Raw genomic sequence first — 17943 nt, 5'->3', positions numbered from 1 at the left:
TGTATGGAATACGTCATCGGCGTCGACATCGGCACGCAGAGCACGAAGGCGCTGCTGGTTGATCGGCACGGCGCTATCGTTGCGCAACACGCGTCGAGCTATCAGCCGGATACGCCGAAGCCTCTATGGGCCGAGCAATGGCCGGCGGTGTGGTTCAAGGCGGTCACCGAATGCATTGCCGCGTGCGTGCAGAAGGCGAAACAGGCGGGCGTCGCGGCGGATTCCATCAAGGCCGTGTGCGTGAGCAGCCTGTATGGCGGCTCGGGCATTCCTGTGGATAGCGAGATGCGGCCGCTTTATCCGTGTCTGATATGGATGGACCGGCGCGCAACCGATCAGGTCGAATGGGTGCACCGCAACGTCGACCTCGAGCGGCTGTACGCGATCACCGGCAATGGCGTGGACAGCTACTACGGCTACACGAAGATGCTGTGGCTGCGCGATCACGAGCCCGACGTATGGGCGCAAACGCGTTACTTCCTGCCGCCGAACGCGTATGTGATCTACATGCTGACGGGCGAAGTCGCGGTCGATCACAGCTCGGCGGGCAACATCGGCGGCATCTACGATATTGCGCAGCGCGACTGGTCCGACGAGGCGCTCGACATGCTCGGCATTCCCGCGACGATGATGCCGGAGCGGCTCGTCGATTCATCGGAAGTGGTCGGCGGCTTGCTGTCGCAATGGAGCGGGCAGCTCGGACTCGCGGCAGGCACGTCGATTGTGGCGGGCGGCGTGGACGCCGCGGTCGCGACATTCGCCGCGGGCGTGAGCCGAGCAGGGCAACATGTCGCGATGATCGGCACGAGCATGTGCTGGGGCTACGTCAATCAGACGGTCGATGCGCGCCACGGATTGATCAGCATGCCTCACGTTTTCAACGGGCAGCGCGACATCTATGTGTTCGGCGGCGCGATTACCGCGGGCGCGTCAGTGACGTGGTATCGCGATCAGTTCTGTCATGCCGAAATGGAAGCCGCGCGCGCGACGCCGCATGGCGATCCCCATCGTCTGCTCGAAGACAATGCATCGAAAGTGCCGGCGGGATCGGATGGCGTGATGTTTTTGCCTTATCTGATGGGCGAACGCAGCCCCGTGTGGGACGCCAAGGCGAGCGGCGCGTTCGTCGGCCTGAGCCTTTTTCATACGCGGGCGCACTTGTATCGCGCGGTGCTCGAGGGCGTGTCGTTTGCGTTGAAGCACAACATCGAGGCCGGACGCCAGGGAGCGCAGTCGTTGGAGGACAAGCTGATCGTGGTCGGCGGCGCCGCGCATTCGGACTTGTGGATGCAGATCATCGCCGACATCACCGGCTATCCGGTCTATACGATCGAGCAGGAAGTGGAGGCGGCGATGGGCGCCGCGTTGCTCGCCGCGCTCGGCGTCGGGCTGATTTCGCGCGAGGCGGCGCAGGGCGGCTGGATCACGCTGATCGAGCGCGCACAACCGGACGCCGCGCGAATGGCGCGTTACGAAGAGCGCTTCGGCATCTATAAAGACCTGTATCCGGCATTGAAGCCGGTCATGCATCGCTTGCAAACATCATGAATGCTACTTTCGATTTTTCCGGCCGCTCGATATTCGTGACGGGCGCCTCGAGTGGAATAGGGCGCGCGACGGTCGAGATGTTGTGCGCGAGCGGTGCCGATGTCGTCGCGGCGGCACGCAATGCGAACGAGCTTGCGCGTCTCGCCGAGGAGACCGGCTGCGAGCCGTTGAAGCTCGACGTCAGCGACGAAGCCGCAATCGACGAAGCGTTTCTATCGCTCGGTGCTTTCGACGGTCTGGTGAATTGCGCGGGCATTGCGTTGCTCGAACGCGCGGTGGAGACAACGGCCGCGAGTTTCGACCGCGTGATGGCGGTGAACGCGCGCGGCGCGGCGCTGGTGGCGAAGCATGTGGCGCGAGGGATGATCGACGCGAAGCGGGCCGGCAGTATCGTGAACGTTTCGAGTCAGGCGGCGCTTGTCGCGCTTGACGATCACCTGAGCTATTCGGCTTCGAAGGCCGCGCTCGATGCGATCACGCGGGCTTTGTGCATCGAGTTGGGACCGTTTGGGATTCGTGTGAATAGTGTGAATCCGACTGTTACGCTGACGCCGATGGCCGTGCAGGCGTGGAGCGATCCTGTCAAGCGCGAGCCTGCACTTAAGGCTATTCCGCTTGGGAGGTTTGCCGAGCCGGTTGAAGTGGCTTCGGTGGTGGCGTTCTTGTTGAGCGATGCGGCTTCTATGGTGAGTGGGGTTTCGCTGGCGGTTGATGGGGGATTTGTGGCGCGGTGACATTTACTGCTGCAGCGCGTGCGGCGCCGCTCGAGACATGACTGTCTTGTCACTAACGAGCGAAGCGGGTTAGACAAAAACTCGCCGCAGCTCGTCCCTACAACACCGTCCTGACATGCCAAAGCTCAGGAAACAAAACCACATCGAGCATCTTGCGCAGATAAGGCGCGCCACTGGTCCCGCCCGTCCCCTGCTTGAAGCCGATAATCCTCTCGACGGTAGTAACGTGCCGGAACCGCCACTGCCGGAAAGCGTCCTCGAGATCGACCAGTTCCTCGGCCATCTCGTACAACTCCCAATGCTGCGAAGGATTGCGATACACCTCTAGCCAGGCCGCTTCGACGGAAGCATCGTGAACCGTGGGCTGCGTCCAGTCGCGCGCGAGCCGCGACGGCGAAATCGCAAAGCCGCGACGCGCAAGCAGCTTCACCACTTCGTCGTAGAACGACGGCGCTTCCAGTGACGCCTTCACCTCCGCAAGCACATCGGCACGATGCGCATGCGGCTTGAGCATCTGCTCGTTCTTGTTGCCGAGCAGAAACTCGATCTGCCGGTACTGATAAGACTGAAACCCCGACGAGCTGCCCAGGTAAGGCCGCATCGCCGTGTATTCGGACGGCGTCATTGTCGCGAGCACGCTCCAGGCCTGCACGAGCTGCTCCATGATCCGCGAGACGCGCGCGAGCATCTTGAACGCCGGCGGCAACTCGTCGCGATGCACGGCGTCGAGCGCGGCGCGCAACTCGTACAGCGCGAGCTTCATCCACAATTCGCTGGTCTGATGCTGAATGATGAACAGCATCTCGTTGTGATCGGGCGACAACGGATGCTGCGCATTCAGCACCGTCCCGAGCGACAGATAATCGCCGTAACTCATCGAGCCGGAGAAGTCGAGCTGCGCGTCGTGCCAGCCATCCTCGGCTGAAGAAGCGTTCGTAGCAGCAGTCGCAGCGTCGGCGGACGCAGCGCTCCCATGACCGAACGGGCAACCTTGCGCGGGCTTTTCTTCGGGCAAGCCCGGCGTTTGCATGTGATCGTTCATCGTGCGCTCCTCAGGTCACGGCGCCGCGCGCGGCAAATTCCGGCGCGCGCCAGGTCTCGCGTGCGAGCACGTCGCGCAAGGTTTCGACGGCGTCCCATACATCCACGAAGCGCGTATAAAGCGGCGTAAAGCCGAAGCGCAGCACATGCGGCTCGCGATAATCGCCGATCACCCCACGCGCGATCAACGCCTGCATCACCTCATAGCCATGCGGATGCTCGAAGCTCGCATGCGAGCCGCGCTGCGAGTGTGCGCGCGGCGTGACGAGCTTCAACGGAAATTCGCTGCAACGCGCTTCGACGAGTTCGATAAAGAGATCGGTCAGCGCCAGCGACTTGCGGCGAATCGCCTGCATGTCGGTCTGCAGAAACACGTCGAGCCCGCATTCGACGAGCGCCATCGACACCATCGGCTGCGTGCCGCACAAATAGCGGCCGACGCCCTGATCCGGCCGATACGTCGGGTTCATCTCGAACGGCGCGGCATGTCCCCACCAGCCGGACAGCGGCTGCGCAAAGTTATTCTGATGGCGCTTCGGCACCCACACGAAGGCAGGCGAGCCCGGACCGCCGTTCAGGTACTTGTACGTGCAGCCGACTGCGTAGTCGGCGCCGACGCCGTTCAGGTCGACCGGCACCGCGCCCGCCGAATGCGCGAGGTCCCACAGCGCGAGCGCGCCCTTGTCGTGAATCAGCTTCGTCAGCGCGGCCATGTCGTGCATGTAGCCGGTGCGGTAGTTCACATGCGTGATCATCGCGATCGCGGTGTCGTCGCCGATTGCTTCGGGCAGCTCCGACGGGTCGTCGACGAGACGCAGTTCATAGCCGCGGTCGAGCTGCTCGATCACGCCCTGCGCGATGTACAGGTCGGACGGGAAATTCGAACGCTCGGACACGATCACGCGCCGCTTCGGGTCGCGCGCGTCGGCGAGCCGCAGTGCGGCGGACAGCACCTTGAAGAGGTTGATCGAAATCGTATCGGTGACGACGACTTCGTCCTCGGCGGCGCCGATCAGCGGCGCGAGTTTATTGCCCAAGCGACGCGGCAGCGCGAACCAGCCCGCCGCGTTCCAGCTGCGGATCAAACCCTCGCCCCATTCGGCGGCGATCACGGTTTGCGCGCGTTGCGCGGCGGCGGCCGGCGGCACGCCGAGCGAATTGCCGTCGAGGTAGATAGTGGTCGACGACAGCGCGAACTGGTCGCGCAGTGTCGCGAGCGGGTCGGCGCTGTCGAGCGCCAAGGCTTCTTCGCGATGATTCATGGTGGTCTCGTTCGTTCGCGTATTGCGGATTGGAAGTCAGTGCGCGTCGGGCAGCGCGCGCAGGACCGCGCGCACGGGGCTCGCGTCGAGCGTGGTCAGCTTGAGCGGCAGCGCGATCAGTTCGTAATCGCCGGGCGCGACGTCGTCGAGCACGATGCCCTCGAGAATCGCCATGCCGTGCGCGCGAATACGGTGATGCGCGTCCATCGTCTTCGATTCCTGCGGGTCGAGCGACGGCGTGTCGATGCCGATCAGCTTCACGCCGTTGGCCGCGAGCAGGTCGATCGTTTCGGGCGCGACGGCGCAGAAGCCGCTGTCCCACGCCGCGGTCGGCGCGTTTCTGTAAGTGCGCAGTAAGACTCGCGGCGGCAACCCGCCCAACGAGTCACGCAGATGTTGTGGCGTGACAACAGGCGACGCGCCGATGCAATGAATCACGCGGCATCGTCCGAGATAGGCGTCGAGCGGCACCTGGCCGATTGCGGCGCCCTCCGCGTCGTAGTGCAGAGGCGCGTCCGTGTGCGCGCCGGTATGCGGCGAGAGCGTCAGCCGCGCGACGTTGACGGGCGAGCCGGCCTCCATCCGCCAGACGCGCTCGATGCCGACGGGCGTGTCGCCTGGCCAGACGGGCGTCGCCGTATCGACGGCAGGGGTGATGTCCCAGAGTGTTTGCATGTCCGCATGGAAGGTGGAGGTCTATACGGAATGATAGGTGGCCAGCCGCGAAATGTGATTGCGAAAAAATCTCCTTCTAAGCCCGGTCTTGGAACATAATTTGAGTTAAATGGGAAAGGGAGACCGAATATGAACGCGATCTCGCTCGACGCCACCGATTGCCGTATCTTGACGGTGCTTCAGCAGGAAGGACGAATCAGCAATCTCGATCTCGCGGAGCGCATCTCGCTGTCGCCGTCGGCGTGTCTGCGGCGCTTGCGTCTACTGGAAGAACAGGGCGTCATCGAGCACTATCGCGCGTGTCTGAACCGCGAAGTGCTGGGCTTCGAGCTGGAGGCGTTCGTTCAGGTGTCGATGCGCAATGAACAGCAGAATTGGCACGAGCGCTTCGCTGAAGCGCTGCGCGACTGGCCGGAAGTGGTCGGCGCTTTTGTCGTGACGGGCGAGACGCACTATCTGCTGCGCGTTCTCGCGCACAACCTCAAGCACTATTCGGATTTTGTGTTGCAGCGTCTCTATAAGGCGCCGGGCGTGCTGGATATTCGTTCGAATATCGTGCTGCAGACCTTGAAGGAAGATTCGGGCGTGCCGGTTTCGCTGGTCACGCGCAACAACACCCACGGCGCGCCGCACAACGATCGCTGAGGCGCCCTCTGCGCGCAGCGCCGGCCTGGCCCTGGCAAGGGCCGTTGCAAGCGCCGCGTGCGCTTACAACGACTTGAGGCCGTGGAACTGGCCGTTCTGGAAAACGAGCGGCGCCATGTCGGCGGCATTCTCGTGCACGCCGCAGCGCTCCACCTCGCCGACGAAAATCACGTGATCGCCTTCTTCGTAACGGCTGCGGTTATGGCATTCGAACCACGCGAGCGCGCCGTCGAGCACCGGCATACCGCTGTCGCCCGCCGCGTGCGATACGCCTTCGAAGCGGTCGCCCTTCACCGTGGCGAAGCGCTTGCATAGATCGAGTTGCGACGCCGCCAGCACGTTGACGACGTAGTGGCTGTTCGCGCGGAACACCGACATCGACGCCGAGCGCGTGGCGAGACTCCACAGCACGAGCGGCGGCTCGAGCGAAACCGAATTGAACGAGCTGGCGGTGATGCCGATCAACTGGCCGGACGGCGCACGCGTCGTGATGACGGTGACGCCCGTAGCGAACTGGCTGAGCGCCTGCCTGAAGGCCGGCTGGTCGAAGTTGGGCGGGCTGGCGTGCTTCATTGCGCGCAAGCCGCCGATGCGTGGCGGCCGGAAGCCGCGCCGAAGCTCTCGCGCGCACGGCGGGAAACAGTTGATTCGAAAGTCATAGTGAAAATCGTCGATTTGCCCCAATTTTAACTGCAATCGCGGTGCACTGACCGCGACGCAACCGGCGCATCGCAAAACCCGCTAAGCTGGAACGCTACCGCCGATGGCATGGGCGTTGCGGCAAAGCGAATGCGGCATCGGCCGATCACGAGTGAGAAGGAGCATGCAGCATGAGTCAGACAGGCGAAGTCGCCACCTTGGGTGGCGGGTGTTTCTGGTGCCTCGAAGCGGTTTATCTGGGCGTCGACGGCGTCAACTCGGTGGAGTCGGGCTATGCGGGCGGCCACACGCAGCGTCCGACCTACGAGCAGGTGTGCGACGGCGCGACGGGGCACGCGGAAGTGGTGAAGGTCGAGTTCGATCCGTCGAAGATCAGCTACGGCGAGATCCTCGAAATCTTCTTCGCGATCCACGATCCCACGCAGTTGAACCGGCAAGGTAACGATGTCGGCCCGCAATACCGCTCGGTCATCTTCACGCATTCCGACGCGCAGCGTGAAGCCGCTTTGCAGGTGATCCGCGAAATCGGCGAGCAGGGCATTCACGACGGCCAGATCGTCACGCAGGTGTTGCCGCTCGACGGCAACTACTGGCCTGCCGAGGCCTATCATCAGAATTATTTCGCGCAGCATCCGGAGCAAGGCTATTGCTCGTTCGTGGTCGCGCCGAAGGTGGCCAAGTTCCGGCAGAAATTTGCGCATCGGATCAAGGCGGGTTGAGGCGGGCCGGCGCGGGTCGGCGCGGGGTCGGCGTTCAGTGCGGCTCGCTGCTGTTCGAGTCGCTGGTCTGAGCGCGGCTCGCGTCGCCCGGCGGATCTGGCGGGCGCGGCTCCTGAGGTTCACTGTGTTGCATCGCTGCGGCATTCACGGCGTCTGCTTGCTGCTGTGAGGGCTCCTGCTCGCGGCGGTGGCCGTGCTCGTGTTCCTCCTGTTCGTGCTCGTGCTCATTCGCGAGCCGCGCATACGCTTCAATGATCTCGCGCGCCCAACTCGACGCAACTGAGCGGCGCCGAACCTTCCGCCTTGTTATTCACCGCGATCACCACCGGCTGGCCGGCCAGCGCATAGCGCGCGGCTAGTTCCGCGAGCGACGCACGCGTGGCCGGATCGCGGTCGACGAGCTTATCGAACGGCTCGTATTTCGCCTTCGCCTGCTCGTATTTGAAGCCGCCGTGCAGGCTCCAGCGCACGACCAGCGGACCGGCCGGCTCGCCGTCCAATAGTGCGAGCGCCGCCGCCTGCCGCAGCGGATCGGGCATCCGCGCGTGAATGCCGACGCAGTAGCGCACGCCCGCCGCTTTCAGCGTACGAATGAAACGCGGCGTGAGCAAACTGGCGTCGCGGATTTCGACTGCGTAGCAGGTGCCTTGCGGCAGCGTGGGCAAGGCCGCGAGGAACTCGGCCAGCCGTTCGATGAAAACCGCGGGCTGCGCGAGCATCTGGTCGGGCAGCGGCGACAACTGGAACACGAGCGCGCCGGCCTTCGCGCCCAGGCCTTCGAGACACGGCGTCACGAAGTCGTCGATCGCCATTTGCGCGTTCAGAAAACACGGATTCAGCGCCACCGGCTCGCCGCGTTCGGCGCGCACGGTGGCGTCGGTGATCGTCATCGGCGCCTTGACGATGAAGCGGAAATGCTCGGGCACCTGCTGCGCGTAGCGCAGGTATTCGGTGACGGTGAGCGCCTGATAAAACGACCGGTCGATGCTGACCGTCTTCAGCAGCGGATGCGCGCCGTAGGCGGTCAGGCCGTCGCGCGACAGCTTGCTGTTGCTGTATTCGTCGCCGTAGACGATGCCGTTCCAGCCGGGAAACGACCACGTCGATGTGCCGAGGTGCACTTGCGGCGGCAGTTGTGAGGCGAGCGCGAGTACGTCGGGCGAGGGCGGGGCCGCGAGGATTTCGCGAGTGCGGCGTTTTTTGGGGGCGTCGGTGGTGGGGGCCGTTGGTGTGGCCATAGGCGCCGGCTCGGGCGCTGCTTCTTCTTGCCACAGCGACGCGGCGGCGGTTGTAGAGCGGGCGGGTTGGCGGTTTTCGATTTTCGGCGCGTGAGTTACAAAAGGCGCATCGGCTTGCGCGTCCAACGGTGCTTGAGCGCCTGAACGAGCGCGCGACGGTTTCGCGCGGGCTTCGGCTTTCGGCGCTGCGGGCGCCGCTTGCACCGGCATCCCGAACAGATCGAACTGCGCCGCTTCGCCTGGCGCTTCCGCTTCGCTCGACGCCTCGCCTCCGCTCCGCACTCCCACGTCGCTTTGCTCGCCGCGTTCGTCCAGCGCCTCTTCCTCTTCTCTTGTCCCGCTCTGACCCATCGAGATTTTCACTAGTAAGCACCGCGACCGCCCGCGCTAGCACGACGCCGCGGCGCTCACCTCACAGCGGCTTCTCGTACATGTAGCGGCGCGACCACGGCAGGGTTTTCGCACTGCGGCCGGCCCTGCGGCAGACGACCTGATAGATGGAGACGTCGTCGTTTTCGAATGCATACGCGCAGCCGGCCAGGTACACGCGCCAGATGCGGAATTTTTCGTCGTCGACGAGCTTGCGGGCTTCTTCCGCGTGCGTCTCGAAATTTTCCGCCCAGATGTCGAGCGTGTGCGCATAGTGACGGCGCAGGCTTTCCACGTCAACCGCTTCGAGCCCGCCGCGCTGCATCGACTCGAGCGCGAGGCTGATGTGCGGCAGTTCGCCGTCCGGAAACACATAACGGTCGATGAACTCGCCGCCGCCCAGCGCCGTCTCGCCGCTGTCCGCATCGCTCGACGTGATGCCGTGATTCATCGCGATGCCGTCGTCGGCGAGAAGGTCGTGCACTTTCTTGAAGTAGCCCGGCAGGTTCTTGCGGCCCACGTGCTCGAACATGCCGACGCTCGTGATGCGGTCGAATCGTCCTTCGACGTCGCGATAATCCTGCAGACGAATCTCGATCTGATTCTCGAGGCCCGCGGCTTTCACGCGCGCCGTCGCGAGGTCGAACTGGTTTTGCGACAGCGTCACGCCCACGCATTGCGCGCCGAATTTTTGCGCCGCGCGCAGCACGAGCGCGCCCCAGCCGCAGCCGATGTCGAGCAGCCGCTGACCCGGCTGCACCTGAATCTTCGTGAGGATGTGGTCGATCTTCTTGATCTGCGCGGTGGCGAGATCTTCGTCGCCGTTCTCGAAATAGGCGCACGAGTAGACCATGTTCTCGTCGAGCCAGAGCTTGTAGAACTCGTTCGAGACATCGTAGTGATACTGGATGGCCTTTTTATCCGACGCCTTCGAATGCTGGAAATAGCGCCGCACGCGCGCGAGCTTGCCCGCACTATTGACGGTGTTGCGCGCGAGCTGATAACCGACGTTGATGATGTCCGAGAGCTTGCCCTCGATGTCGATCTTGCCCTTGACGTACGCCTCGCCCAGGTTGTCGAGGCTCGGTTCGAGCAGATAAGGCAACGCCGTTGCGCTCTTGACGTGCAGCGTGACCTGCGGCGCGGCGAACCGCCCGAAGTCGTGCTGCTGGCCGTCCCACAGCACGAGACGCGCCGGCAAATCAGCCTTGGTTTTTACTTCTTCCACCCACTGCGCCAGCTTTTTCTCCCAGAACATGCGATTTCTCCGTGTCCGTTGAATTAAAGCGAAGCTTGTGTGGATCGCAGCCCGATGCGGCGCAACTCCCATGCCGCGAGACGCGATCCTTGCGCCGCGCGCTGCTACGTCGGCAACGCGCTGACGACATTGTTAGTGCTGGTTCAGGGCGACAGACGGCAGATTTGCCAGTCGCTGTTTTCGCTCGAACGCGTGTAAAGCAGACGGTCGTGCAAACGCGACGGCCGGCCCTGCCAGAATTCGATTGCTTCGGGCACCAAACGATAACCGCCCCAATGCGGCGGACGCGGCGGTTCGTCGCCGTATTGCAGGCGCATTTCGCGTTCGCGCGTTTCGAGCTGCGAACGGCTTTCAATCACCTGACTTTGATTCGACGCCCATGCGCCGATACGCGAACCGGGCGGACGCGACGCGAAATACGCGTCGCTTTCCGCCGCGCTCGTTTTGACGACGCGCCCCTCGATGCGCACCTGGCGCTCGAGCTCGATCCAGTAGAAGAGCAGGCTCGCGTACGGATTCGCGGCCAGCTCGCGGCCCTTGCGGCTTTCGTAGTTGGTGAAGAACACGAAGCCTCGTTCGTCGACGCCCTTGATCAGCACGATGCGCGCTGAAGGCCGGCCGCGCGAGTCAACGGTGGCGAGCGTCATCGTATTCGGTTCGGGCAGTTTCGCCTCGACGGCCTGCTGAAACCAGACGTCGAATTGCCGGAACGGGTCGCGGTCGACGTCGCCGATGTCCAGAGAACCCAGCGAATAATTTTTTCGAAGTTCGGCGAGTGAGGTCATGTTCTTATGCGCACGCTACAGTCAGCCCAGTATAGCTAAGGCGCCAATTTTTTGCCCGCAGCCAGATCAAGCGCGATGCACCGGTGCCGCGCTTTCGCGGGTTTTCGAACGGCGACTTTCTCACGGTGATTGCCGCGGCAATGCTGATCCATGCGTTCAGGCAAAATACGGACTGCGCGATTCACATGCGCTTTCTGCCTTGCGCTTTCTGCTTTCTTGCCTTCAACGAGTTCCATCATGTCGACCACCGCGCAATCCGATCTTACTACCAGCCTCGACGGGCATGAAGCCGCCGACCGCGCGCGACGCTTCGGCGGCATTGCGCGTCTGTACGGCGCGCCCGCGCTTGCCGCGTTCGAGAGCGCGCATGTGGCGGTGATCGGTATCGGCGGAGTGGGCTCGTGGGTCGCCGAAGCGTTGGCGCGCAGCGCGGTGGGCACGCTGACGCTGATCGACCTCGACAATGTTGCTGAAAGCAATACGAACCGGCAGATTCATGCGCTCGACGGCAACTACGGAAAACCGAAGGTCGAAGCGATGGCCGAGCGCATCGCCGCGATCAATCCGTCGTGCGATGTGCGTCTCGTGGAAGACTTCGTGGAGCCCGACAATTTCGCGGCGACGCTCGGCGGCGGCTTCGATTATGTGATCGATGCGATCGACAGCGTGCGCACCAAGACCGCGCTGATCGCATGGTGTGTCGAGCGCAAGCAGCCGTTGATCACGATTGGCGGCGCGGGCGGCCAGCTCGATCCCACGCGCATTCGAATCGACGATCTTGCAGCGACGATTCAGGACCCGTTGCTATCCAAAGTGCGCGGACAGTTGCGCAAGCAGCATGGTTTTCAGCGTGGGCCGAAAGCGAAATTCAAGGTGAGCGCCGTGTATTCCGACGAGCCGCTGATCTATCCCGAAGCCGCCGTCTGCGACATCGATGCGGAAGCGGAGCACGTCGCGACATCGCCGGGATATACGGGGCCGGTCGGTCTGAATTGCGCGGGCTTTGGTTCGAGCGTGTGCGTGACGGCGAGCTTTGGCTTCGCCGCGGCCGCGTATGTGTTGCGGGCGCTGGCGAAGCAGGCGGTGTGACCTTTAGTGCGCAGCGGGTGCGCAAGGCACCGGATCTGGTATCTAGTACAGCGCGGCGCTCAGCTTGCGGCGCCATTGCGCGACGAGTTCCGGCTGATGCGCGGCCAGATCGAACACCGAGAGCATCGTCTTGCGGCCGATGTCGTCGCGGAACGTGCGATCGCGCTGCACGATTGCCAGCAGATGCTCGAGCGCGCCCGCATATTTGCGGCGTGCGATCAGCGCGCTCGCGAGATCGAAGCGCGCTTCCAGATCGTCGGGATGGCTCGCGACGCGCGCTTCGAGCGCGTCGGTCGGCGGCAGATCGGCCGCGGCATCCACGGCGTCCAGACGCGTCTTGATCGCGTTGAAGCGCGCGTCGATGCCTTGCGTCGTTTTCGGCGACAGCAAATCGACCTCGTCGCGCGCTTCGTCGATACGGTTGTCATCGAGCAGCATCTCGATGCGGTCGAGGCGCGCTTCGTCGAAGGCCGGGTCGATGGCGAGCGCGGCCTGCAACGCCTCGTAAGCGTCCTCGCGGCGGCCTTCGGCCAAGGCGGCCTGCGCGTCGAGACGCGCGGCGTCCGCGCCTTGCGGCACGAGCCGTTCGATGAATTCGCGCAGTTGCCCTTCAGGCAGCACGCCGACGAACTGATCGACCGGCCGGCCGTCCGCGAATGCCATGACGTGCGGAATGCTGCGCACCTGGAAGTGCGCGGCAAGTTCCTGGTTCTCGTCCACGTTCACCTTGACGAGCTTCCATTTGCCGGCGCCTTCGGCCTCGAGCTTTTCCAGCATCGGGCCGAGCGTTTTGCAGGGGCCGCACCACGGCGCCCAGAAATCGACCAGCACAGGGGCCAGTGTCGACGCCGTGATGACGTCCTTTTCGAATGTGGCCAGAGTGGTGTCCATTACGTCCTCGTCGATAAAACGGTTTGTCTGTTAGCTGGGGCCGAACTGCGCGGATTCAATGCGTGTTGACGCCGCGCCCGCGCCTGAAATCCGCCGTCATTTCCGCCGTCACTTTTTTAGCGGCAGCGGTATCCATTCGGTTTCGCCCGGCACTGTGCCCATTTCCTGATTCGTCCACGCGAGTTTCGCGGCTTCGATCTTCTCACGCGAACTCGCGACGAAATTCCATTCGATAAAGCGTTCGCCGTCGAGCTTTTCGCCGCCGAGCACCATCACGCGCGCGCCGTGCGTGCTCGCGAGCGTGACGGTTTCGTCGAGCGCGAGCACGGCCATCTGACCGACTTCGAGCGGCGTGCCGTCGATCTCGAGATCGCCTTCCACCAGATACACGCCGCGCTCCTCGTGCTCCGGTTCGAGCGCGAACGCGCTGCCCGGCGCGAACTCGCCCGCGACATACAGCGTGCCGGAAAACGTGCTGACGGGCGAACGCTGGCCGAACGCGGTGCCGGCGATCACGCGCAACGTGACGCCGTTGCGCTCGACCACCGGCAGCGTGTCCGCGCTGTGATGCGCGAACGACGGCGCGACCTCTTCGTCGTCGAGCGGCAGCGCGACCCAGGTCTGAATGCCGTGGATGGTCTGGCCGCGCGCGCGGTCTTCGGCGGGCGTGCGCTCGGAATGGACGATGCCGCGTCCGGCCGTCATCCAGTTGACGTCGCCGGGGACGATTTTCTGTTCCGAGCCGAGACTGTCGCGATGCATGATCGCGCCTTCGAACAGAAATGTCACCGTGGCGAGGCCGATATGCGGATGCGGACGCACGTCTAGGCCGACGCCGGGTTCGAGCGTCGCCGGGCCCATGTGATCGAAGAAGATGAACGGTCCGATCAGACGCGCGGCCATTGCAGGCAGCACGCGCCGCACAGTCAGACTGCCGACATCGCGCAGATGCGGTTTGAGAACTGCTTTGATCGAAGAGGACATGGGGCGCTCGGCAAGAAGGGATGAGGAAAATTCTTAATGGATGATTCTACTGCGTTGGCTCAGCCAGCGCCTCCAGCCAGGCTCGGCGTACACACATGTATTTACATCGCGCCGCTGCCCGTCTATAGTGATGTATGTACATTGGATGTACATCATCGTATGAGGAGCGGAACGTGCTGACCAAGGTTTTTCGCAATGGCAATTCGCAGGCCGTGCGCATTCCGGCTGAACTGGCGTTTAGCAGCGTCGACATGGAAGTGGAAATCGAGCGGGTCGGCGACGAACTGCGCATTCGTCCCACGCGCCGCCCGCTCGCCGGCGTACTAAAGAAATTCTCGAAGTTCAGCCCGGATTTCATGGCGGAAGGCCGCGGCGACCACGAGCAGGCTGAGCGCGAGGATCTGTAATGCCGCGCTACATGCTGGACACCAACATGTGCATCTACCTGATGAAGAATCAGCCGGAGCAGGTTGCGAAGCGTTTTGCGGAATGCTTCGTCGGCGACGTCGTGATGTCCGCCATTACTTTCGCCGAGCTGGAGTACGGCGTGGCGGTCTCGGCCAATCGTGCGCGCGAGCGTCGCAACCTTGCGGCGCTTGTCGAAGACATCCTGGTTGCGCCGTTCGACAGCGCGGCGGCGAGTGCCTACGGCCCGATCCATGAAGCCACGCGCGAGCGCAAGAAGGACCAGCTCGACAAGCTGATCGCGGCCCACGCGGTCTCGCTCGACGTCGTGCTCGTCACCAACAATGAGCGCGATTTCACGGCCTATCCCGGCCTGCGTATCGAAAACTGGCTCAATGCCTGAGCGCACGGCGACTGCGCTTTCGGTCCCGTGCGAATTTCCCACGCTCCGCTAAACTGACGGGTTCAACACTTTATTGGAGACCGGCATGTCGCCGAGGGACCTGCTGCTCGCGCTCGTCGTCGTCATTGCGTGGGGCGTCAATTTCGTCGTTATCAAGGTCGGCTTGCATGGCGTGCCGCCGATGCTGCTCGGCGCGCTGCGCTTCACGCTCGCGGCAATACCGGCGGTGTTTTTTGTCAAGCGTCCACAATTGGCATGGCGCTGGTTGCTGGCCTATGGCTTGACGATCTCGCTCGGGCAGTTCGCGTTTCTGTTCTCGGCGATGTACGTCGGCATGCCGGCCGGACTCGCATCGCTCGTGTTGCAGGCGCAGGCGTTTTTCACGCTGATCTTCGCCGCGTTCTTCTTGCATGAGCGTTTTCGCTTGCCGAATGTCGCCGGTTTGCTGATCGCCGCCGCGGGCCTCGCCGTGATCGGCATGCAGGGCGGCCATGCGATGACGCTCGCCGGCTTCCTGCTCACGCTGTGCGCCGCGTGTTCGTGGGCGCTCGGCAACATCGTCACGAAGAAGGTCGGCAAGGTCGACCTCGTCGGCCTCGTGGTGTGGGGCAGTCTGATTCCGCCGCTGCCTTTCTTCGCGCTGTCGTATGCGTTCGAGGGTCCGCAGCGGATCGCGGCGGCGCTTTCCGGCATCAGCGCGATGTCGATTTTCGCGGTCGTCTATCTCGCGTTTATCGCCACGCTGCTCGGCTATGGATTATGGAGCCGTCTGTTGTCGCGCTATCCGGCGAGCCAGGTCGCGCCGTTTTCGCTGCTCGTGCCGATCGTCGGTCTCGCATCGGCGGCGGTCTTTCTCGATGAGCGGCTCTCCACCGCGCAGATCGCCGGTGCGGTGCTGGTGATGGTGGGGCTCGCGGTGAACGTATTCGGCGGCTGGGTCGTGCAGCGCTTGTCGCTGGCGCGTTGAAACGGGTGCACGATCGAAAACGGCCGCATTGCTGCGGCCGTTTTTTTGTTGGAGCGCTGGACGAGAACAACGCGCGAAAGACACATCGTCACGTCATGCGATTCTTTGCCAGCGGCGGATTCGCCGCGAAATAACGCTTGATGCCGGTCATGATCGCATCGGCCATCTTCTCGCGATAGGCGTCGTCGTTCAGGCGCCGCTCCTCGTCGGGATTGCTGATGAACGCCGTTTCCACGAGGATCGACGGAATGTCGGGCGCCTTCAACACCGCGAAGCCCGCCTGTTCGACCGAACCTTTGTGCAGCTTGTTGATCCCGCCGATTTCCTTCAGCACGAAGTTGCCGTAGCGCATGGAGTCGCGAATCTGCGCGGTGGTGGACATGTCGAACAACGCGCGATTCACGGTGGCGTCGGCGGATTTGATGTTGATGCCGCCAATCTGGTCCGACGCGTTCTCCTTGTTCGCCATCCAGCGCGCGGCCGCGCTCGACGCGCCGTGCTCCGACAACGCGAACACCGACGAGCCGCGCGCCTCGGGCGTGGTGAACGCATCGGCGTGAATCGACACGAACAGGTCCGCGCCGACGCGCCGCGCTTTTTGCACGCGCACGTTCAGCGGCACGAAGAAGTCGGCGTCGCGCGTCATCATCGCGCGCATGTTCGGTTGCGCGTCGATCTTCGCGCGCAGTTTCTTCGCGATGTCGAGCGCGACGTGCTTCTCGTAAGTGCCCGAGCCGCCGATCGCGCCGGGGTCTTCGCCGCCGTGTCCCGGATCGATCGCGACGGTCAACAGGCGCACCGTGTTGCTCTTGCCCGACTTCGGCGTGGTGAACGCGTAGGTGTCGTCGCCACTGTCGTCGTTATCCAGACTTTTGGCGCTGTTGGCGCCGCTGCCGCTGCCCTTGTTGCGCGCGATCGCCGTGGGCGGTGTGACGGGAGTGGGCGGCACGCCAGGCGTTGGCGTCGGCGTCTTCGCAATGATCGGCGGCAAACCTGGCGACCCGGACGTAGAGCCGGACGGCGACCCACTGTGCGCCGGCGCATGCGGTGCGCCCGCCGCGGACCCGCTGCCGCCGTTCTGCGCATAGCGCTCGAAGAACGCCTCGCTGTTGTCGGCGGCCGGCGGCGTCGTGCCGGGGCCGCTCAACGTAGCGGGCGGCGCGCTGTTTTCTTCGTTCAGCGTTTGCTGCTTGCGCTCGCTTTGCGCGAGCAGTTCCATCAACGGATCGGGCGCGACGGCCGGATACAGGTCGAACACGAGCCGGTACTTGTACGCGCCGACGGGGGGCAGCGTGAACACCTGCGGCTTCACCGAGCCCTTCAGATCGAACACCATGCGCACGACGTGCGGCTGGAATTGCCCCACACGCACCGATTGAATTTGCGGATCGTTCGGCGTGATCTTCGATACGAGATCCTTCAACGCCTGGTCGAGATCCAGGCCGCTCAGATCGACGACGAGCCGGTCAGGGCCCTGAAGCAACTGCTGCGCGTTTTGCAGAGGCTGATCGGATTCGATGGTGACGCGCGTGTAGTCGCGCGCCGGCCACACGCGCACGCCGAGCACCGAACTCGCCAGCGCGAGACGCGGCGCGACGAGGCCGAGCACGAGCGTGGACGCGCCCGCGCGCAGAATCTGCCGGCGCCGCCAGTTATGCGTCGCGGTGGCCGCCGATTCAATCGAGCGGAACGGTTTGATCAACATCTTTCGAGACATGCCTTTCCTGTTTCGCTGTATGCCTGTGCGACGAGTGTGCGGCCGTCGCCCTCGCCAGCCAGGTCGAGCGAGAAGACGAGATCCGGCACGCCGAGCAGCGCGCCGGCGCGTTGCGGCCATTCGACGAGGCAAACCGCGCCGCTGTCGAAATACTCGCGAAAGCCCGCGTCGGCCCATTCGGCCGGATCGGTGAACCTGTAGAGATCGAAGTGGTAAAGCGCGAGTTCCCCGGTGGGCCGCTCGAGTACATAAGGCTCGACGAGCGTGTACGTGGGACTGCGCACGCGACCGGTGTGACCGAGGCCGCGCAAGGTGGCGCGCACGAGTGTGGTCTTGCCGGCGCCGAGATCGCCGACCAGTTGTACTTGCAGACCGTGGAATGCCTGAGCGTTCGCGTTGCCGTCATGCGCGACGGCGACGCTTTCGATTGCCCGCGCGAAGCGCTCGCCAAATGCGAGCGTGGCGGCTTCGTCCGCGAACGAGAAGACGCGTTCGAGCAGAACTTCGGCGGGCGGCGCGATCGCGCGATCGGGATGGTCAGGCATTCTCGTAA

Annotated in this window: 19 protein-coding genes and 1 pseudogene; 8 read left to right on the top strand and 12 right to left on the bottom strand. The window is 63.7% G+C overall.

The features are described 5' to 3' along the window. Positions 1–3: 3 nt before the first annotated feature. Both ABIE53_RS16690 and ABIE53_RS16685 read left to right on the top strand, forming a co-directional pair. A complete protein-coding gene (locus tag ABIE53_RS16690) occupies positions 4–1548 on the top strand; it encodes an FGGY-family carbohydrate kinase (protein WP_006050020.1) in 1545 nt (514 codons plus the stop codon). Beyond that, positions 1545–2282, top strand: coding sequence for an SDR family oxidoreductase (locus ABIE53_RS16685; RefSeq protein ID WP_192698744.1), 738 nt, complete (start codon positions 1545–1547; stop codon positions 2280–2282). The genes ABIE53_RS16690 and ABIE53_RS16685 overlap by 4 nt, the downstream gene beginning before the upstream one ends. 97 nt (positions 2283–2379) lie before the next feature. Here the strand turns inward: ABIE53_RS16685 and kynA are convergent, their stop codons facing one another. Genes kynA through kynB form a run of 3 tightly spaced genes read right to left on the bottom strand, consistent with a single transcriptional unit; the run spans position 2380 to position 5260 of the window. After that, on the bottom strand, positions 2380–3324 hold the full coding sequence (gene kynA, locus ABIE53_RS16680) for a tryptophan 2,3-dioxygenase (protein WP_006050022.1): 945 nt from the start codon (positions 3322–3324) through the stop codon (positions 2380–2382). Positions 3325–3334: 10 nt separating this feature from the next. Next, positions 3335–4585 carry a kynureninase gene (kynU, locus tag ABIE53_RS16675; protein ID WP_006050023.1) on the bottom strand — a complete coding sequence of 417 codons (1251 nt, stop codon included), beginning with the start codon at positions 4583–4585 and terminating at the stop codon, positions 3335–3337. A gap of 36 nt (positions 4586–4621) precedes the next feature. Beyond that, on the bottom strand, positions 4622–5260 hold the full coding sequence (kynB, locus tag ABIE53_RS16670) for an arylformamidase (protein WP_006050024.1): 639 nt from the start codon (positions 5258–5260) through the stop codon (positions 4622–4624). A gap of 129 nt (positions 5261–5389) precedes the next feature. Between kynB and ABIE53_RS16665 the strand changes: the two genes are divergently transcribed. Continuing rightward, the gene (locus tag ABIE53_RS16665) at positions 5390–5905 is read left to right on the top strand and encodes an Lrp/AsnC family transcriptional regulator (RefSeq protein ID WP_006050025.1); all 516 of its coding nucleotides are present in this window, start codon (positions 5390–5392) and stop codon (positions 5903–5905) included. A 63-nt stretch (positions 5906–5968) separates the two neighbouring features. Here ABIE53_RS16665 and ABIE53_RS16660 read toward each other — a convergent pair whose 3' ends face one another. Continuing rightward, entirely contained in the window at positions 5969–6478 is a 510-nt protein-coding gene (locus tag ABIE53_RS16660; RefSeq protein WP_006050026.1) for a flavin reductase family protein, read from the bottom strand. A 257-nt stretch (positions 6479–6735) separates the two neighbouring features. On the opposite strand from ABIE53_RS16660, the gene msrA reads away from it, so the two are divergent. Next, positions 6736–7284, top strand: a complete 549-nt coding sequence (msrA, locus tag ABIE53_RS16655) for a peptide-methionine (S)-S-oxide reductase MsrA (protein WP_006050027.1) — start codon at positions 6736–6738, stop codon at positions 7282–7284. Between the two features lie 34 nt (positions 7285–7318). Here msrA and ABIE53_RS16650 read toward each other — a convergent pair. The 4 genes and pseudogenes from ABIE53_RS16650 to ABIE53_RS16635 all read right to left on the bottom strand — a co-directional run bounded on the left by ABIE53_RS16650 (position 7319) and on the right by ABIE53_RS16635 (position 11173). After that, positions 7319–8873, bottom strand: a pseudogene (locus ABIE53_RS16650) (DUF72 domain-containing protein). A 61-nt stretch (positions 8874–8934) separates the two neighbouring features. After that, positions 8935–10149 (bottom strand): class I SAM-dependent methyltransferase, encoded by a 1215-nt coding sequence (locus ABIE53_RS16645; protein ID WP_006050029.1) that lies wholly within the window; start codon positions 10147–10149, stop codon positions 8935–8937. A gap of 143 nt (positions 10150–10292) precedes the next feature. Beyond that, on the bottom strand, positions 10293–10934 hold the full coding sequence (pdxH, locus tag ABIE53_RS16640) for a pyridoxamine 5'-phosphate oxidase (protein WP_006050031.1): 642 nt from the start codon (positions 10932–10934) through the stop codon (positions 10293–10295). A gap of 35 nt (positions 10935–10969) precedes the next feature. Then, a complete protein-coding gene (locus ABIE53_RS16635) occupies positions 10970–11173 on the bottom strand; it encodes a hypothetical protein (RefSeq protein WP_149029195.1) in 204 nt (67 codons plus the stop codon). Here ABIE53_RS16635 and tcdA point away from each other — a divergent pair. Beyond that, the gene (gene tcdA, locus ABIE53_RS16630; RefSeq protein ID WP_006050032.1) at positions 11172–12023 is read left to right on the top strand and encodes a tRNA cyclic N6-threonylcarbamoyladenosine(37) synthase TcdA; all 852 of its coding nucleotides are present in this window, start codon (positions 11172–11174) and stop codon (positions 12021–12023) included. The genes ABIE53_RS16635 and tcdA overlap by 2 nt on opposite strands. Positions 12024–12065: 42 nt before the next feature. Here tcdA and trxA read toward each other — a convergent pair whose 3' ends face one another. Together trxA and ABIE53_RS16620 are read right to left on the bottom strand one after the other, a co-directional pair. After that, on the bottom strand, positions 12066–12914 hold the full coding sequence (gene trxA / locus ABIE53_RS16625; RefSeq protein WP_006050033.1) for a thioredoxin: 849 nt from the start codon (positions 12912–12914) through the stop codon (positions 12066–12068). A 108-nt stretch (positions 12915–13022) separates the two neighbouring features. Continuing rightward, entirely contained in the window at positions 13023–13898 is an 876-nt protein-coding gene (locus ABIE53_RS16620; protein WP_006050035.1) for a pirin family protein, read from the bottom strand. A 173-nt stretch (positions 13899–14071) separates the two neighbouring features. Here ABIE53_RS16620 and ABIE53_RS16615 point away from each other — a divergent pair, with 173 nt between their 5' ends. The 3 genes from ABIE53_RS16615 to ABIE53_RS16605 all read left to right on the top strand — a co-directional run bounded on the left by ABIE53_RS16615 (position 14072) and on the right by ABIE53_RS16605 (position 15673). After that, positions 14072–14305 carry an antitoxin gene (locus tag ABIE53_RS16615; protein WP_006050036.1) on the top strand — a complete coding sequence of 78 codons (234 nt, stop codon included), beginning with the start codon at positions 14072–14074 and terminating at the stop codon, positions 14303–14305. Next, positions 14305–14706: a type II toxin-antitoxin system VapC family toxin gene (locus ABIE53_RS16610; protein WP_006050037.1), complete on the top strand. Its 402-nt coding sequence runs from the start codon at positions 14305–14307 to the stop codon at positions 14704–14706. The genes ABIE53_RS16615 and ABIE53_RS16610 overlap by 1 nt, the downstream gene beginning before the upstream one ends. Positions 14707–14791: 85 nt before the next feature. After that, entirely contained in the window at positions 14792–15673 is an 882-nt protein-coding gene (locus ABIE53_RS16605) for an O-acetylserine/cysteine exporter (RefSeq protein ID WP_006050038.1), read from the top strand. A gap of 88 nt (positions 15674–15761) precedes the next feature. Here ABIE53_RS16605 and ABIE53_RS16600 read toward each other — a convergent pair whose 3' ends face one another. Both ABIE53_RS16600 and tsaE read right to left on the bottom strand, forming a co-directional pair. Next, positions 15762–17390, bottom strand: coding sequence for an N-acetylmuramoyl-L-alanine amidase (locus tag ABIE53_RS16600; protein WP_006050039.1), 1629 nt, complete (start codon positions 17388–17390; stop codon positions 15762–15764). After that, on the bottom strand, positions 17372–17935 hold the full coding sequence (gene tsaE / locus ABIE53_RS16595; RefSeq protein WP_006050040.1) for a tRNA (adenosine(37)-N6)-threonylcarbamoyltransferase complex ATPase subunit type 1 TsaE: 564 nt from the start codon (positions 17933–17935) through the stop codon (positions 17372–17374). The genes ABIE53_RS16600 and tsaE overlap by 19 nt, the downstream gene beginning before the upstream one ends. Between the last annotated feature and the right edge of the window lie 8 nt (positions 17936–17943).

It is taken from the genome of Paraburkholderia sp. OAS925 (genome assembly GCF_040543975.1).
Classification (GTDB): Bacteria; Pseudomonadota; Gammaproteobacteria; order Burkholderiales; family Burkholderiaceae; genus Paraburkholderia; species Paraburkholderia graminis.
This window is presented reverse-complemented; position numbering and strand designations above follow the sequence as displayed.

What these genes read in the sequence shown, in the direction of transcription:
- ABIE53_RS16685 (WP_192698744.1), top strand. Translation starts at nt 1,545, where the DNA reads ATGAATGCTACTTTCGATTTTTCCGGCCGCTCGATATTCGTGACGGGC.
- ABIE53_RS16660 (WP_006050026.1), bottom strand. Translation starts at nt 6,478, where the DNA reads ATGAAGCACGCCAGCCCGCCCAACTTCGACCAGCCGGCCTTCAGGCAG.
- kynU (WP_006050023.1), bottom strand. Translation starts at nt 4,585, where the DNA reads ATGAATCATCGCGAAGAAGCCTTGGCGCTCGACAGCGCCGACCCGCTC.
- msrA (WP_006050027.1), top strand. Translation starts at nt 6,736, where the DNA reads ATGAGTCAGACAGGCGAAGTCGCCACCTTGGGTGGCGGGTGTTTCTGG.
- ABIE53_RS16645 (WP_006050029.1), bottom strand. Translation starts at nt 10,149, where the DNA reads ATGTTCTGGGAGAAAAAGCTGGCGCAGTGGGTGGAAGAAGTAAAAACC.
- ABIE53_RS16605 (WP_006050038.1), top strand. Translation starts at nt 14,792, where the DNA reads ATGTCGCCGAGGGACCTGCTGCTCGCGCTCGTCGTCGTCATTGCGTGG.
- ABIE53_RS16665 (WP_006050025.1), top strand. Translation starts at nt 5,390, where the DNA reads ATGAACGCGATCTCGCTCGACGCCACCGATTGCCGTATCTTGACGGTG.
- ABIE53_RS16600 (WP_006050039.1), bottom strand. Translation starts at nt 17,390, where the DNA reads ATGTCTCGAAAGATGTTGATCAAACCGTTCCGCTCGATTGAATCGGCG.
- tsaE (WP_006050040.1), bottom strand. Translation starts at nt 17,935, where the DNA reads ATGCCTGACCATCCCGATCGCGCGATCGCGCCGCCCGCCGAAGTTCTG.
- trxA (WP_006050033.1), bottom strand. Translation starts at nt 12,914, where the DNA reads ATGGACACCACTCTGGCCACATTCGAAAAGGACGTCATCACGGCGTCG.
- ABIE53_RS16610 (WP_006050037.1), top strand. Translation starts at nt 14,305, where the DNA reads ATGCCGCGCTACATGCTGGACACCAACATGTGCATCTACCTGATGAAG.
- ABIE53_RS16635 (WP_149029195.1), bottom strand. Translation starts at nt 11,173, where the DNA reads ATGATGGAACTCGTTGAAGGCAAGAAAGCAGAAAGCGCAAGGCAGAAA.
- tcdA (WP_006050032.1), top strand. Translation starts at nt 11,172, where the DNA reads ATGTCGACCACCGCGCAATCCGATCTTACTACCAGCCTCGACGGGCAT.
- ABIE53_RS16690 (WP_006050020.1), top strand. Translation starts at nt 4, where the DNA reads ATGGAATACGTCATCGGCGTCGACATCGGCACGCAGAGCACGAAGGCG.
- pdxH (WP_006050031.1), bottom strand. Translation starts at nt 10,934, where the DNA reads ATGACCTCACTCGCCGAACTTCGAAAAAATTATTCGCTGGGTTCTCTG.
- kynB (WP_006050024.1), bottom strand. Translation starts at nt 5,260, where the DNA reads ATGCAAACACTCTGGGACATCACCCCTGCCGTCGATACGGCGACGCCC.
- kynA (WP_006050022.1), bottom strand. Translation starts at nt 3,324, where the DNA reads ATGAACGATCACATGCAAACGCCGGGCTTGCCCGAAGAAAAGCCCGCG.
- ABIE53_RS16620 (WP_006050035.1), bottom strand. Translation starts at nt 13,898, where the DNA reads ATGTCCTCTTCGATCAAAGCAGTTCTCAAACCGCATCTGCGCGATGTC.